Here is a 14,204-nt window from a genome sequence, read left to right as displayed (position 1 = left end):
CAGTGGACCTGCTCGTCATCGATAACTACGACTCGTTCGTCTACAACATCGTGCAATACCTGGGCCAGCTCGGGGCACGGTGTGAGGTCAAGCGAAACGACGAGATCACGGTCAGCGAGGCCGGCCGTCTGGGTGCCGATGGCATCCTCCTCTCCCCCGGGCCGGGCGTACCCGAGAACGCTGGCATCTCGATGCCGGTCATCGAGTCCTACGCGGGCAAGATTCCGCTGCTCGGTGTCTGCTTAGGACACCAGGCGATCGGGGCCGTCTACGGAGCGACCGTGCGCCAGGCGCCAGAGCTGTGGCACGGCAAGACTTCCACCGTCGAACACGACGGCACGGGTGTCCTTAGCGGACTGCCTAACCCGTTTACCGCCACGCGGTACCACTCGCTCGCGGTCGTCGAGGACACGCTGCCGGAAGAATTGGAAGTCACCGGGCGAACGTCATCGGGAGTCGTGATGGCGATGCGTCACCGCACTCACCCGATCGAGGGCGTGCAGTTTCACCCCGAATCGGTGCTGACCCAGGGCGGGCATCTCATCTTGGCCAACTGGCTCGCGGTTTGCGGTCTGCCAGCGGCGCGGGACAAAGCCCCAGAACTGGCCGCGGAAGTTGAGGCGCGGCGCACGGCGGCTTTCGCCTCCTAACGCCGCGCCCACACGTCAACTCGTCGGAGTCGCCGTCGGCGTACTAGACGGTTCCACCCGCGAGATGTAGATCGTCACCGTGGTCTTGTCCGCGACGACGAGGTTGTTCGACGCACCCGGCTCCTGCTGTGCCACGGTCCCAATCTTGCTGTTGCCTGCGGGCAGGTAGGTGCCGTGGTTGAGGACCTTCACGTTGAAGCCGTCAGCGGTGAGCTTGGCGCGCGCGTCCTCTTCGGACATGCCGACCACGTTGGGCACCGGCTTCTTGTTGCCCTTGGACACACGCACCTTCACGGTGCTGTTCTCCGGGACGACCGTTCCCGCGACCGGGTCGGTGTTGACCACAAGATCCTTGGTGAGCTCGCTGTCGATCTCCTCGAAGACATACTTCAAGTTCAGGGACTTCAGCGTCGCTTCGGCGCCGAGGCGGTTGACCCCTTGCAGGCTAGGAACCTGCTTGGTGTTGGGTCCGGCGCAGACGCGATAGGTGACCGTGTCGTCCTGCCGGGCGCTCTCGCCCTTCTTCGGGGTCTGCTCCACGATCCGGTCGACCGTGCAGTTGCCCGTCGTGGGGTCACCAGCGCGGCCGGCCAGGCTGGCGCCCGCCAGCACTTGCTCGGCCTCGGCGACGGTGAGGTTGGCCAGGTCGGGCACGACTGTCGTCTTTGGACGGTTGGCCAGGATGAGGCCCGTCGTCAGCGCCGCGACAGCCAGGACACCCAGGGTCGACAGTGCGGCGATCACCCAGCCGGAAGCCTTGCGGCGGCGGGCATCCCCGACACGTGCCGGAGTGTTGCGCCCAGTGCCGGCGCGCTGAGCCGACGACATCTGTGACGTCTCGTCCTCACGCAGCAACGGCGTCGCCAGAACGGGCCGCCCCGCGGCTGCCCGCAGCACGTCGGCACGCATCTCGCCAGCGGACTGGTAGCGGTTGACCGGGTTCTTGGCCAGCGCCTTGAGCACGACCGAGTCGATGTCGGGCGTGACGTCACGGTTGGAGTTGCTCGGCGGTGGCGGATCTTCCCGCACGTGCTGATAGGCCACCGCGACCGGGGAGTCCCCGACGAACGGCGGGTGCCCGCACAGCAGCTCGAACAGCACACAGCCAGCGGCGTACACATCGGATCGGGCATCGACAGCCTCGCCCCGCGCCTGCTCGGGAGAAAGGTATTGGGCCGTACCGATAACCGCGGACGTCTGGGTCATCGTCGTCGCACCGGAGGCAAGCGCCCGCGCGATGCCGAAGTCCATGACCTTGACCTGGCCGTTGGGCGTCAGCATGACGTTGCCCGGCTTGATGTCGCGGTGAATGATGCCGTGCCGGTGGCTGAACTCAAGCGCGGCACATATGTCGGCGGTGATCTCCAGAGCCCGGCGCGGCATGATCCGGCCCTCGGCGGCCAGCACCTCTTTAAGCGTGCGGCCCGCCACGAACTCCATCACGATGTAAGGCAGCGCCTCACCGGTCTGCGCCCGTTCCTCGCCAGTGTCGTAAACAGACACGATGGCCGGGTGGTTCAGCGCAGCCGCGTTCTGCGCTTCCCGGCGGAAACGCATCTGGAACGTCTCGTCCCGAGCGAGATCCGTGCGCAGGAGCTTGATCGCGACATCACGGCCAAGCCGCAGGTCACGGCCACGGTGGACTTCGGCCATGCCGCCGTAGCCGAGTAGCTCGCCGACTTGGTACCTGCCCCCTAGCAGGCGGGCCTGCGCGTTCATCGCGTACTTAGTCCTTCGGTCTGGTGGTGCGCCGAATAGTCCGGCTGGATTTGTGCCGCCGTCATTGTGACTCCCGCAGGCATTGCTTGGTTGCCCCGTTTTTGTTGTTGCTTGGCCCAATAGCCCGCCAGGGCAGAGCAGACGAGGACGGTAATCATCGCGAGCACTACCCATACAACGGCCAGCCGGCTCCGGCCGGTGCTGTCTGGCGCGGCGGGTTTGACCAGCGCAGGCTGCTGATAGGTGTTCACCGGCATCCGTGGCGGTGGCGCAGGCGGTGCCTGGGCGACGCCACGCTGGAACGGAACGTTGCCCGCGGCCGGTTTTACCTGCTGCTGCACTGTCGGCGGGTGAGCCGGCAACGTCGCGGCACGCCGCGCCGCGACGGCGAACTCGGCCGCGGACTTCCAGCGCTTGGCTGGTTCCTTGGCCATGGCCCGCTCGACGACCTGGCGGATCGGCACGGGCACATCCTGAGCCAGCGGCCTGGCTGTGCCGTTGACGTGCTTCATCGCGATCTCAAGTGGAGTGTCACCCTCGTAGGGGCGGCTGCCAGACAAGCACTGGTATGCCACGACACCCAAGGAGTACACATCGGAGGCCGGGGTCGCCGGCTGGCCAGAAGCTTGCTCTGGCGAGAGGTAGGACGCCGTGCCCAGGACCGCTCCGGTGGCCGTCAGCTGCGCCGCGGCGGCGCTGCGCGCGATGCCGAAGTCAGTGAGAATGAGCGTCCCGTTTGGACGGACGAGCAGGTTGCCCGGCTTCACATCGCGGTGGATGACGCCCTTTTCGTGCGCCGCTTCCAGGGCCTCCGCCGCTTGGGCGACAAGGGACATGGTGCGGGCCGGGGTCAATCTTCCAACCCGATTGAGGGTACGCGAAAGGGGCTCCCCCTCAACGTATTCCATGATCAAATAGGCGACCTCGTCGTGCCCGAAGTCGTAAATCCGCACCACACCGGGATGATTGATCGTGGCCATCGTGCGCGCCTCGGTCCGGAAGCGTTCCACGAACCCACGCTCTTCAAGCAGGGCAGTGAGCATGATCTTGATCGCGACAGTGCGGTCAAGAACCTCGTCTGTCCCTTTCCACACGTCACCCATGCCGCCGGTGGCGATGCGCTCATCGAGCCGGTAGCGCTTGCTCAGCAGCACACCCGAGGAGACCATCACTTCCCCGCCCTATCCGCGATCATGCCGCGCATGACCTGTCCCGCGATACGTGCGGCCTCCGCACTGCCGCCCTTGCCGGCATTCTCCAGGAACACCGCAGTGGCCGCTATGGGCTGCCCGTCCTTGAGCGCGAACCCGACAAACCAGCCGTGTGTTTCCTCATCGTCGCCAGTTTCCGCCGTGCCGGTCTTCCCGCCAACTTGATATCCGTCGATGCGAGCGTTCTTGCCGGTGCCCTCTTGCACGACGTTAATCATCATCTGCTGCAACGAGCCCGCCGTCTCCCGTGAACACGAGTCCTGCAAAACCTGCGGCGCGGCCCGGTAGTGAATCGTCGTCAGGTCCGGCCCGACTTGCTGCTGCACCAGATAGGGACGCATCTGCTTGCCATAGTTGGCCACCGTCGCGGCGATCATGGCGCCCTGCATCGGGCTGATCCGCACGTCGCGCTGGCCGATGCCAGACAACGCCAGGGCGGGCTTGTCATCCCCGCCGGAACTCGTGCGCAGTTCACCGAGCGTTCCCTCGGCGACTGTCGCACCACGAGCGATGCCCTTGCCGTCCAGTCGCCCGACGGCGAGGTCCCGTTGATACCACCCGAATTTGGTGGCCACATCGGTGACGCGCTGCGCGCCGAGGTCGACGGCGAGCTTGGCGAAGGCGGTGTTGCACGAGACGGTCAGCGCCTGCTGCAGCGAGATGCTGTCCGCGCAGACGACGCCGGTCGAGTTCGGGATCTTGTGAGTCGTGCCCGGTGCCTGGTAAGTCGCGCCGCCCTGAATCGCCGAGTCCGGTTGCAGACCCAGGCTCTCCAGTCCAGCGGCCGCGATGACGACCTTCATCACCGAACCCGGCTCTTCGATCTCGGAGACAGCCCGGTTGTTGAGCGGCTTGTCCGCGTTGGCGAGCAGATCGTTGTAAACCTTCTGCGCCGCGTTGGTGTCGTGACTGGACAGAGCGTTCGGGTCGAAGCTAGGCATCGACACCATGGCTTTGACGGCACCGGTGGTCGGGTCCAGCGCGACCACGGCTCCCTTCGTGGCACCCACGCGGTTGTTCGCGAGCTCGGTGAAAGCCTTCTCCTGAGCCGTCGGCGAGATCGTGAGCAGAATGTTGCCGCCCGCGGTTTGCTCACCGGTGAAGATGTCGCGGAACCGGTCGCCAAACAGCTTGTCCGACGTGCCCGCCAGGAACTCGTTTTCCGAGGCCTCGATCCCGGTCGGGCCGATGTTCACCGGTTTGTAGCCAAGGAGGTGCGCGTACATCTCCTTGGCCGGATAGGTCCGCAGATACTTCAGCTCGTCTTCGGTCGCCACACTGACCGCGACCTGCGTCCCGTTCGCGAGAATGACCGCGCCCCGCTGGCGCTTGTACTCATCGAGGCGAACCCGGCTGTTATAAGGACTGTTGCGGTATTCGTCGGCCTTGTAAGCCTGGACCCAGTTCAAGTTGGCGAAGAGCAGTCCAAAGAGGACCAAAATCACGACGCCGACCTTGCGCAGTGGGGAGTTCACCGCGCACCTCCCGTCCCCGCGGGCGTCCGTGCCGCGTCTGAGATCCGCAGCAGGATCGCCACTAACAGCCAGTTGGCGACGAGCGAGGATCCACCCGCGGATAGGAACGGGGTGGTCTGACCCGTGAGGGGAATCAGTTTGGTCACCCCGCCGATGATGACGAACACCTGCAACCCAAGAGTGAAGGCGAGACCGCCAGCCAGAAGCTTGCCGAAGGAATCGCGAACGGTCAGCGCGGCCCGCAGCCCACGCTCGACCACGAGCAGGTAAAGCACCAGGAGAGCGGTCAGCCCGAACAGGCCGATCTCTTCACCCATCCCGGCGAAAATGAAGTCGTTGTGCACCTCAGGCACCTCAAGCGGATTGCCCGCCCCAGCACCCTGGCCGAACAAGCCGCCCGTGCCCAGCCCCAGCAAACCTTGGCTGAGCTGATAACCCGACTTGTACGGGTCGGCGAACGGGTCGAGCCAGACGTCAACCCGCGTGCCAAAGCTCGCGAACGGACCGCCGGCTGTTTCGGCGAGCACGTAGGCCATCGTCGCGCCACCGAAGAACAGCAGCAAACCGATGATCAGCCAACTGACCCGTTCGGTCGCGATATAGAGCGTCACGACGAACATGCCGAAGTAGAGCAGCGAGGTGCCGAGGTCCTTTTCGAAGATGAGCACCATGAGGCTCAGCGCCCACACCACGAGCACGGGACCAAGGTCGCGCCCACGCGGGAAGTCGATGCCCATGAAACGGCGGCTCGCCAACGCGAGCACTTCCCGTTTGCGCACCAGGTAATAGGCGAAGAACGCGAGCAGAGCGAGCTTGGCGAACTCACCGGGCTGAATCGCGAACACCGAGCCGAACTTGATCCACAGCTTGGCGCCGTTGACTTCCGAGATGCTGCCCGGCAACACGGCCGGAAGCATCACGAGCACGATGCCAGCAAGACCAAGCGTCCACGCGTACTTGGAAATCTCACGGTGATCACGAATGAACCAGAGCAACGCTGACGCGCCAGCGACGGCGATGAGGGTCCACATGAGCTGGCGGCCGCCGAGACCCATGAAGACGGTCAGCTCCGAACGCTCGCTCGGCTTGGCACGAGCCAAATCCAGCCGTCGCAAGAACGCCACTCCGAGCCCATTGAGCAGGGCCACGGTCGGGATGAGAACCGGGTCTGCCCAAGGTGCCGTGATCCGCGCGACGACGTGCAGCACGAGGAACACCAGACCCAGCACCAGCGCGGGGAAGAAGAAGTCAGGCGAAATCTTCCCCTGCATGTTGGCTTCGACCGCGGCCAGATAGCAGCCGACCAGAACCATCGCCAGCACGAGCAGCCACAGTCGGCGGATCTCGCTAAGCACCCGGGGGAGGCTAAGCCCGCCTGTTTGAATGACAGGCGTAGCTCCCATAGGCGTTGCAGGAGTGGACACAGTAATCCTAATTGGACCGGCAGGGCACCGGGCTTGGTACCACCGCTGGTTCGGTGCTAGGGGGCACGTCGGATGGGCTCGCGGTCGGATCCGGCGTCGCGGATGCCGTTGGCGTAGCCGAAACCGAAGGTGACGGCGACGGGCATCGGGGCAACAGGTTCACGTTGGCGGGATCATCGCGGACGAGGTCGTTGAGACGCTGACGGGCGTCTTCTTCACTCGAGGCGGGGATTCCCTTGCGGACCTGTTCCTGAGCGACAGTGGTGAGGTCAACGAGCTTGATGCCGCTGACTTCCCACTTCTCCGACAGGCTGAAGCCAGCCAGCTGTCCAGGGACTCCCTGGAAGATCGCGACCTCACCGGCCTCCGTGGCTCCGATGTAGAACTGCGAACGCGACCAGCTCCACAGGTACCAGATGCCGCCGGCCAGCATGCCGAACAGCACCAGCAGCACGATGAGCGCCCGGACGGGGTGCCGGCGGCGGCCAGTGGAAGCCGTGGCCGGAGCCGGTTGTTCAGCCGGTGCCGCGGCACGCGGGGGATGAAGCACCGAGGCGCGCTGGGCAGGAGTCGATTCGACCGTGGCCTGCGCGCTCGTGTCTTCCCGGCTCGCCGCCCCACCCACGACCGGGGCCTGCTCGACGATGTTGTCGTCGGTCGCGTCGGCCACGATGATCGTAATGTTGTCGGGACCGCCGCCACGCAGTGCCAAGGCGAGCAACCGCTCGACACACTGCTCGGGATCGACGTATTCGCGCATGGTCTCAGCGATGGTTTCCGCACTGACCACACTGGACAGACCGTCCGAGCAGATCAGGTAGCGGTCTCCGGGCAGAACCTGGCGCACCGAATATTCCGGCTCGGCGTCGCGGCCATCCATCGCCTTGGTGATCAGCGACCGTTGCGGATGGACACTGGCCTCCTCGGGCGTGATCCGGCCTTCGTCGACCAGTATCTGCACGTAGGTGTCGTCCTTGGTGATCTGGTGAAACTCACCATCACGCAAGGTGTAGGCCCGGGAGTCCCCAATGTGGACCATGCCGAGCCTGGTGCCAGAGAACAACATCCCGGTCAGGGTGCTGCCCATGCCGTCGAGACGGGGGTTTTCTTCGACCGTTTCGCGTAGCTGCTGGTTAGCGGCCGCGACCGCTTCCCGCATCGCGTCGATCAAGTTGTCGGGGGCGACGTCGTCGTCCAAAGGGGACAACGCCGAGATGACGATGTTGCTAGCGACGTCTCCGGCGGCCATCCCGCCCATGCCGTCGGCGACCGCCAGCAGCCGCGGGCCGGCGTAAACCGAGTCCTGGTTGCCGTCCCGGATAAGACCGCGGTCGCTTCGGGCCGCGTAGCGCAGGATGAGTGTCATGGCCGTAACTCGAGAGAAGTGCGGCCGATGCGAATCGGCACGCCGAGGGGTACGGGAGTGGGACCGCTAACTTTCGTCCGGTCCAAGTACGTGCCGTTAGTCGATCCGAGGTCCTCGAGCATCCATTGCCCGTCCCTGGGGACAAGACGGGCGTGGCGCGCGGATGCGTAGTCGTCGGTGATAACCAGGGTGGAGTCCTCGGCCCGGCCAATCGTTATGGGGGCTTCGCCGAGCGTGATCTTGGTACCTGCGAGTGCGCCGGCTGTTACGACCAACTGGTGCGCCGCCCGGCCTTTCTTGACTTTAGCCGGGCGGGCTCCCGCTACGACGTTTACCCCACGGGGAGTGGCGACTAGCCGGCTCGCGCGCGAACCGGCGAACATGTCCCGGCGGATAACCCCGACCACGGTGAACACAAAGATCCACAGCAGGACGAGGAATCCGAACCGGGCAGCAGCGAGGACGATTTCAGGCAACGGCTACTCAGCCATCCACCCGGAAGGTCAGCGTCGTCGTTCCCAGCTGGATCATGTCCCCAGGGTTCAGGGCTACAGCGGAGACGCGCTGGCCGTTCACCATCGTTCCATTCGTTGACCCGAGGTCGGTCAGGATCACCTGAGCACCATCGAAGTCGAGCCGGGCGTGCCGGCGCGAGATGCCTACGTCAGGCAGGCGCATGTTGGCCTGATCACCGCGCCCGATCACGGTCTGGCCGATGGCCAGCGGATAGGTGCGCCCATCGCCTGACACGAGCCGCACATTGCGGCCACCTTGCCCACCCGGCATCTGCGGCGCGGGCGGACCCTGCTGCGGATAGTTCGGGTATGCCGGCGGCGGAGGGGGCGGCGGTGGCTGATCGGCCGTATAGACCTCAGCCGACACCCGGAACATCCCGGTGTCCAATCCGTCCCCACGCTCGATCTCGACGATGACGTCGCCATAAACGGTCCAGGCCTGCTCACCGATGAACTCGGCTTGCGACTGGGCCAGCTCCTGTGCCAGCGCTGCGGCATAAGGCGCGAGACGGCTGTGATCATATGGTGAGAGATCAATCACATAGCGGTTCGGTACGAGCGTTCGCCCACCGACCAAGATGGCCTTGTGGGCCTCAGCCTCCCGCTGCATGGCGTTCAAGATCTCCACAGGGTGCACGACACCCTTGAACACCTTGGCAAAGGCGCCCTCTACTAGGCCTTCCAGGCGTTTCTCAAAGCGTTGCAACACGCTCACCGGCTCCTCCTCGGGTTCCGAGGACATGATGCTATCTGCCCTCAACACCCCGCGTCTGCGCCAAGCCCCCCGGATGCATTGAGGGACACATTCACCCTGCTCATACTTCGTGCTAATGTTCTCCAGCCCGCACGGCCAAGCCAATTGGCGGCGGGCCCACGGCATAGCGTAAGCTGTGCCAGCTGTCATGAACAGCTCGCTCACTGAGCAGCGGTTTAGCGATAGTACTGCCGGGGAAGTGGCGGAATGGCAGACGCGCACGGTTCAGGTCCGTGTGCCCGAAAGGGCGTGAGGGTTCAACTCCCTCCTTCCCCACGAGCTGGCCTCGCTTGCTCATTGACCTTCGGTCAGATTCGCCGAGGCCGCAATATGGCCCCGGGGCCCAGCCCCGGGATCCCAGGACAGCGGTGGCCGAGCCCCCTGAAACCCCCACGAAAACCGGCGCGGGTCGGCGTTACGACTGTCGCGAACTGGCTATGAGATCGCCTCGTTGACGAGTTCGACGATTTTGCTGGCTGTTTCGGGTAGTGGGCCATCGGTCGAGCAATCTACATATCGGACAGTCGTCTTTCCGGCGGTAACGCTGTACTCAAAGGCATCCCGGCACTGCGTCTGCGGTCGTGTTTGCGTCGCTTCGGCGGCGAGCTTGGGATTTGCCGCTAGTTCCTGAAGTTGCTGGCTCTTCTCGACGGTGAGCCGGCCGGAAGCCTGACCTTTGGTCCACTTCCCGCTCTCGTCGATTGTGATCTTTTCGGTCACTCCGGCGAAGCCGCCGGTCTTTTCCACCGTCACCGGCACGGGGTCTCCTTTGGACGGTGAAGGCGGGCTGCTGCCCGGAGTCTGGCCCGCCGCGCATCCGGTCAGGAGCAGCAGCAGGACGAGCGTGGATCGAATCATGGTCGCCAATCTATCGGGTCAACGTTCAGACACCTCGTTTGACGGGCCCCGCCACGGCAGCGTTCCAGCAAAGGGATTGTAGAGAACACTTTATAAAGCTATCTTTAGAAACATGTCTGAAGAGATGCCGGAGAGCATCACCCTGACCGACCCCAAAGCGCTGCGGGCCTACGCGCACCCGTTGCGCATGGCGCTGATGGGGCTGCTGCGACGTGAGGGACCGCTCACGGCCACTCAGGCAGCCGAGCGACTGGGCGAGTCCGTGCCTAACTGTTCGTTTCATCTACGTCAGCTAGCCAAATACGGTCTGGCTGAACGCTCCGAAGGTGCCGACGCGCGAGAAAAGCCCTGGCGCGCGACTGCTCGCTACACGAGCTGGTCGACCGGCTCAGACGACCCCGAGATCTTCGAAGCGGCACTAGCCGTGACCCGGGTGCAGATCGGCCGCTATTTCACCTACGCACAGGACTGGCTCGCCCGTGCCCACGAGGAGTCAGCCGAATGGCGCGAGCAACTCGGCGCCGGTGACTACCTGCTGCACCTCACGCCAGACGAGCTACGCCAGATCACGGAACGCATCGAAGCGATCATGGCCGAGTTCGACAACCGCGAAACCATCCCCGAAGGCGCCCGAGCGGTGAGTCTGTTCCAGCTCGCGGTCACGAATGAAAGGCCAGTCCCGTGAGCGTTGCCGAGCTTCCCCTCACCCGGCGCCTGATTCCAAAGCTCCTGTGGGAGCGCGCGTTCCGTCGTTATTGGACCGCTCAGACCATCTCGCTGCTGGGCGATCAGGTCACGCTGCTGGCCATCCCGCTGCTCGCGGTGCTGGGGGCCGGTGCTGGCCCGGCCCAGATGGGTTACCTGACGGCCGCAGGGCTCGTCCCCCACTTGCTGTTCTCGCTTCTCGCGGGCGCGTGGATGGACAAGCTGCCCTACAAACGGCTCAGCATGATCATCGCTGATGTCTTCAGAGCCTTACTTCTTTTGTGGGTACCAGTGAGCTATGCCCTGGGGACGTTGACGCTGACGCAGCTATACGTCGTCGCCTTCCTCACGGGCACCTTCAGTGTCATCTTCGAGGTCTCGCGGAACACTCTTTTCGCGGCACTGGTGTCCAAGGACGACTACATCCCAGCCGAGACGCTGCTCAACGGCGCACGTGCACTGTCCTATGTGGCCGGTCCCAGCATCGGCGGCGTGCTGATTCAGGTGCTGTCAGCTCCGGTCGCCCTCATCGCTGACGCTGTGTCCTATCTCTACTCGGCTTTCCTGCTCAAGAAGGTCGAAGCAGTTGAGCCCGCCCCGCAACCGAGCGAGAAGCTGGGCATCGGCGAGGGCCTTCGCTACATCTGGCATTCACTTCTGCTGCGCAACATGCTGGCTGGCACCACTACCTTGAACCTCTTCAACTACATGTTCTCCGCCCTGGTGCTCCTCTACATCAGCATCGATCTGCACCTGAGCCCCGGCATCATCGGGCTCGTCATAGGAGCGGCGAGTGTGGGAGCCCTGATCGGAGCGTCCGTCACCGGACGGCTGGTCGCGAAGTTTGGCAGCGGGCCCATGTTGATCGTGGGTTACGTGCTGTTTCCGGCTCCGCTGGTCTTGGTGCCCCTCGCCACCGGCTCACAGCCCACCGTCGTGATCATCGCCCTGCTGTTCGCCGCGGAGTTCCTCAGCGGATTTGGCGTGATGGTGCTCGACATCCTCGCTGGGTCGTTTCAGATCGCCGCCGTGCCTGACGCTCTGCGGGCCCGGGTCGCGGGCGCCTACCGCACGGTGAACTACGGCATCAGGCCGATCGGGGCTCTTATCGGCGGCGCTTTGGGGAGCTCACTTGGTACCCGCGAAACGCTTTGGATATCTGCGATCGGAGCTGTCGCCGGCGCGCTTTGGCTGCTCCCGGCGGGGGTTTGGAGAATGCGGGAGTTGCCCGATGTCGTTGATCAGGTGTGAGTGTCGCACTGGTGACCGGCTCGGCCGGGCTGATTGGTTCGGAAGCGGTGCGGCATTTCGCCGGCCTGGGAATGCACGTCGCCGGGGTCGACAATGATCTGCGCCGCTACTTCTTCGGGCCGGACGGCTCGACAGCCTGGAACCGGCACCTGCTGATCACATCGCTCGCTTCGGCGTACACCCATTTCAATGTGGATATTCGCGACCGGGCGGCGCTGGCGAAGATCTTCAAGCGCTATGGCCGCGATATTTCCCTGGTCGTGCACGCGGCCGCCCAGCCGAGCCATGACTGGGCGGTCCGCGAGCCGTTCACCGACTTTGACGTCAATGCCGTTGGCACGCTGAACGTTCTGGAAAACACCCGCTTGCACGCGCCTTCGGCTGCCTTCATCTTCTGCAGCACCAACAAGGTTTATGGCGACACGCCCAACCGGTTGCCGCTGACGGAACACGAAACGCGTTACGAGCTTGAGCCCGAACATCCCAGCTACAACGGCATCGACGAACAGATGACTGTCGACGCCACGATGCACAGCCTCTTCGGGGTCGCGAAGCTCGCCGCTGACGTGATGGTCCAGGAATACGGGCGCTACTTCGGGATGATGACCGCCTGCTTCCGGGGCGGAACACTGACCGGGCCAGGGCACTCGGCGGCCGAGCTGCACGGCTTTCTGGCCTATCTCATGCGGTGCGTGATGGAAGGCCGGATCTACAACCTTTACGGCTACAAAGGAAAGATGGTTCGCGACGCGATCCACTCCCACGATGTGCTGCGAGCGTTCGAGGCCTTCTATCGCAACCCGCGCCAAGGTGAGGTCTACAACCTCGGGGGCGGCCGGTTCGCCAACGTTTCGCACATCGAGGCGTTCGCGCTCGCCGAGAAGATCACCGGCAAGCCAGCGAAGGTGAATTACCAGGAACAGAACCGGCTCGGCGACCATCAGTGGTACATCAGTGACATGAAGAAGTTTCGGAAGCACTATCCCGAATGGGCTCCGAGCTATGACATCCCGGCGATCATGACCGAGATCTACGAGGCCAACGTTGATAAGTGGCTGGAATGAAGCGCTCAGTGTTGGGAGTGCTCGTAGACACGTGTGATTACACGAGTGCCACTGAACAGATCATGAAAGCGGCGGCGGACCGGCGTGGCTTCGCCGTCACCGCGCTCGCGGTCCACGGCGTCATGGCCGGGGTGACCGATCGGGTGCTGTGCCAGCAGCTCAACAGCTTCGACCTCGTGACGCCAGATGGCCAGCCCGTGCGCTGGGCCCTGAACCTGTTGCACCGCGCCGGTTTGCGCGACCGCGTTTACGGCCCTGAGCTGGCGCTGCGCGTGGTTGCCGCCGCCGCCGGGGCGCGGCTTCCGGTTTACTTTTACGGCTCGACAGCGGCCACGCTGCACCAGTTATCCACCGCGTTGCGGCGGCGCTATCCCGATCTGATCATCGCTGGAGCCGAGCCGTCCAAGTTCCGCGGCGGTTCGCTTACGGAGGCCACGCGGATCGCCGAACGAATCACCTCGTCCGGTGCCCGGGTCGTCCTGGTCGGGCTCGGCTGCCCACGGCAGGAACGTTTCGTCTACGCGATGCGCCCACTGCTGCCTATGCCCGTGCTGGCCGTCGGGGCCGCCTTCGCCTATCACGCTGGAGAGCTGCGTGTTCCGCCTCGGTGGATGCAACAGCACGCCCTGGAGTGGGCATGGCGCCTGGGACACGAACCACGCCGCCTGTGGCGCCGTTACGCCTTCGCCAACCCGGCCTTCCTTGCCCTGCTCGGGGCACAAAAGAGCCGGGTCTGGCCGGCCGCTCCCCCGCCTGCCGCGGTGAGGCCACCGGCCATGGTCCCGGTCTGAGTCAGCGCCTGTTGTAGATCAAGTCGAGCACGGCGCGCGCCGCCTCGAACCAGCGATCCATCCACTCCGGAGACGGCTGGGCGCCTTTCGGCGGAAGCTCAAGCAAGAGACCACGCAACAACGGGTGGTCAACGAGCGAGCCGCCCGCGCCCTCCATCCAGGACGATGACGCGAACGTGGGCTCGTCAAATCCATCGAGCACCAGCGAAGGCACCGGCTCTAGCAGCCCCACACCCTGGTCGTTGCGGTGAGCTTGGAACGTGCTGGACGGGGTGGGGCCATGGTCGGGAGTTGCCATACGTCTTCTATCCCCCTTTTCGGCGGGTTGCCGCCATTTGATGCCTGCCATCTGGTACAACGACCGCAGCGGAACACAGGGACGGTTGACCCGCGGTCGTCACTTGTGGTGATCATCGCTAGT

14 protein-coding genes and 1 tRNA gene are annotated in these 14,204 nt (G+C 64.4%); 6 read left to right on the top strand and 9 right to left on the bottom strand.

Annotated features, from left to right (window positions below; all coding sequences use genetic code 11):
- Positions 1-2: 2 nt before the first annotated feature.
- Positions 3-650: an aminodeoxychorismate/anthranilate synthase component II gene (locus A3E1_RS0121035; RefSeq protein ID WP_026208663.1), complete on the top strand. Its 648-nt coding sequence runs from the start codon at positions 3-5 to the stop codon at positions 648-650.
- 15 nt (positions 651-665) lie between these two features.
- On the opposite strand, the gene pknB is transcribed toward A3E1_RS0121035, so the two are convergent.
- Genes pknB through A3E1_RS0121000 form a run of 7 tightly spaced genes read right to left on the bottom strand, consistent with a single transcriptional unit; the run spans position 666 to position 9,102 of the window.
- On the bottom strand, positions 666-2,369 hold the full coding sequence (pknB, locus tag A3E1_RS0121030) for a Stk1 family PASTA domain-containing Ser/Thr kinase (RefSeq protein WP_020522772.1): 1,704 nt from the start codon (positions 2,367-2,369) through the stop codon (positions 666-668).
- Positions 2,366-3,538, bottom strand: coding sequence for a serine/threonine-protein kinase (locus tag A3E1_RS41300; RefSeq protein WP_020522771.1), 1,173 nt, complete (start codon positions 3,536-3,538; stop codon positions 2,366-2,368). Before A3E1_RS41300 ends, pknB begins: the two co-directional genes overlap by 4 nt.
- Positions 3,538-5,055 carry a peptidoglycan D,D-transpeptidase FtsI family protein gene (locus A3E1_RS0121020; RefSeq protein ID WP_020522770.1) on the bottom strand — a complete coding sequence of 506 codons (1,518 nt, stop codon included), beginning with the start codon at positions 5,053-5,055 and terminating at the stop codon, positions 3,538-3,540. The genes A3E1_RS41300 and A3E1_RS0121020 overlap by 1 nt, the downstream gene beginning before the upstream one ends.
- Positions 5,052-6,458: an FtsW/RodA/SpoVE family cell cycle protein gene (locus tag A3E1_RS41295; RefSeq protein ID WP_083929566.1), complete on the bottom strand. Its 1,407-nt coding sequence runs from the start codon at positions 6,456-6,458 to the stop codon at positions 5,052-5,054. Before A3E1_RS41295 ends, A3E1_RS0121020 begins: the two co-directional genes overlap by 4 nt.
- 28 nt (positions 6,459-6,486) lie before the next feature.
- Entirely contained in the window at positions 6,487-7,845 is a 1,359-nt protein-coding gene (locus tag A3E1_RS0121010) for a PP2C family protein-serine/threonine phosphatase (protein ID WP_020522768.1), read from the bottom strand.
- A complete protein-coding gene (locus A3E1_RS0121005; protein WP_020522767.1) occupies positions 7,842-8,321 on the bottom strand; it encodes an FHA domain-containing protein FhaB/FipA in 480 nt (159 codons plus the stop codon). Before A3E1_RS0121005 ends, A3E1_RS0121010 begins: the two co-directional genes overlap by 4 nt.
- 7 nt (positions 8,322-8,328) lie before the next feature.
- Entirely contained in the window at positions 8,329-9,102 is a 774-nt protein-coding gene (locus A3E1_RS0121000) for an FhaA domain-containing protein (RefSeq protein WP_026208662.1), read from the bottom strand.
- A 205-nt stretch (positions 9,103-9,307) separates the two neighbouring features.
- On the opposite strand from A3E1_RS0121000, the gene A3E1_RS0120995 reads away from it, so the two are divergent.
- A tRNA-Leu gene (locus A3E1_RS0120995) sits at positions 9,308-9,390 on the top strand.
- A 159-nt stretch (positions 9,391-9,549) separates the two neighbouring features.
- On the opposite strand, the gene A3E1_RS0120990 is transcribed toward A3E1_RS0120995, so the two are convergent.
- Entirely contained in the window at positions 9,550-9,972 is a 423-nt protein-coding gene (locus tag A3E1_RS0120990; protein WP_020522765.1) for a protealysin inhibitor emfourin, read from the bottom strand.
- Positions 9,973-10,084: 112 nt separating this feature from the next.
- Here A3E1_RS0120990 and A3E1_RS0120985 point away from each other — a divergent pair, with 112 nt between their 5' ends.
- Genes A3E1_RS0120985 through A3E1_RS0120970 form a run of 4 tightly spaced genes read left to right on the top strand, consistent with a single transcriptional unit; the run spans position 10,085 to position 13,783 of the window.
- The gene (locus tag A3E1_RS0120985) at positions 10,085-10,657 is read left to right on the top strand and encodes a winged helix-turn-helix domain-containing protein (protein ID WP_020522764.1); all 573 of its coding nucleotides are present in this window, start codon (positions 10,085-10,087) and stop codon (positions 10,655-10,657) included.
- On the top strand, positions 10,654-11,928 hold the full coding sequence (locus tag A3E1_RS0120980; RefSeq protein ID WP_020522763.1) for an MFS transporter: 1,275 nt from the start codon (positions 10,654-10,656) through the stop codon (positions 11,926-11,928). Before A3E1_RS0120985 ends, A3E1_RS0120980 begins: the two co-directional genes overlap by 4 nt.
- The gene (locus A3E1_RS0120975) at positions 11,925-12,992 is read left to right on the top strand and encodes an NAD-dependent epimerase/dehydratase family protein (RefSeq protein ID WP_020522762.1); all 1,068 of its coding nucleotides are present in this window, start codon (positions 11,925-11,927) and stop codon (positions 12,990-12,992) included. Before A3E1_RS0120980 ends, A3E1_RS0120975 begins: the two co-directional genes overlap by 4 nt.
- Positions 12,989-13,783: a WecB/TagA/CpsF family glycosyltransferase gene (locus A3E1_RS0120970; RefSeq protein ID WP_020522761.1), complete on the top strand. Its 795-nt coding sequence runs from the start codon at positions 12,989-12,991 to the stop codon at positions 13,781-13,783. The genes A3E1_RS0120975 and A3E1_RS0120970 overlap by 4 nt, the downstream gene beginning before the upstream one ends.
- Position 13,784: 1 nt before the next feature.
- Here A3E1_RS0120970 and A3E1_RS41290 read toward each other — a convergent pair whose 3' ends face one another.
- Positions 13,785-14,081, bottom strand: coding sequence for a hypothetical protein (locus tag A3E1_RS41290; protein ID WP_020522760.1), 297 nt, complete (start codon positions 14,079-14,081; stop codon positions 13,785-13,787).
- Between the last annotated feature and the right edge of the window lie 123 nt (positions 14,082-14,204).

This window comes from Catelliglobosispora koreensis DSM 44566, assembly GCF_000379685.1.
GTDB classification, from domain to species: domain Bacteria; phylum Actinomycetota; class Actinomycetes; order Mycobacteriales; family Micromonosporaceae; genus Catelliglobosispora; species Catelliglobosispora koreensis.
This window is presented reverse-complemented; position numbering and strand designations above follow the sequence as displayed.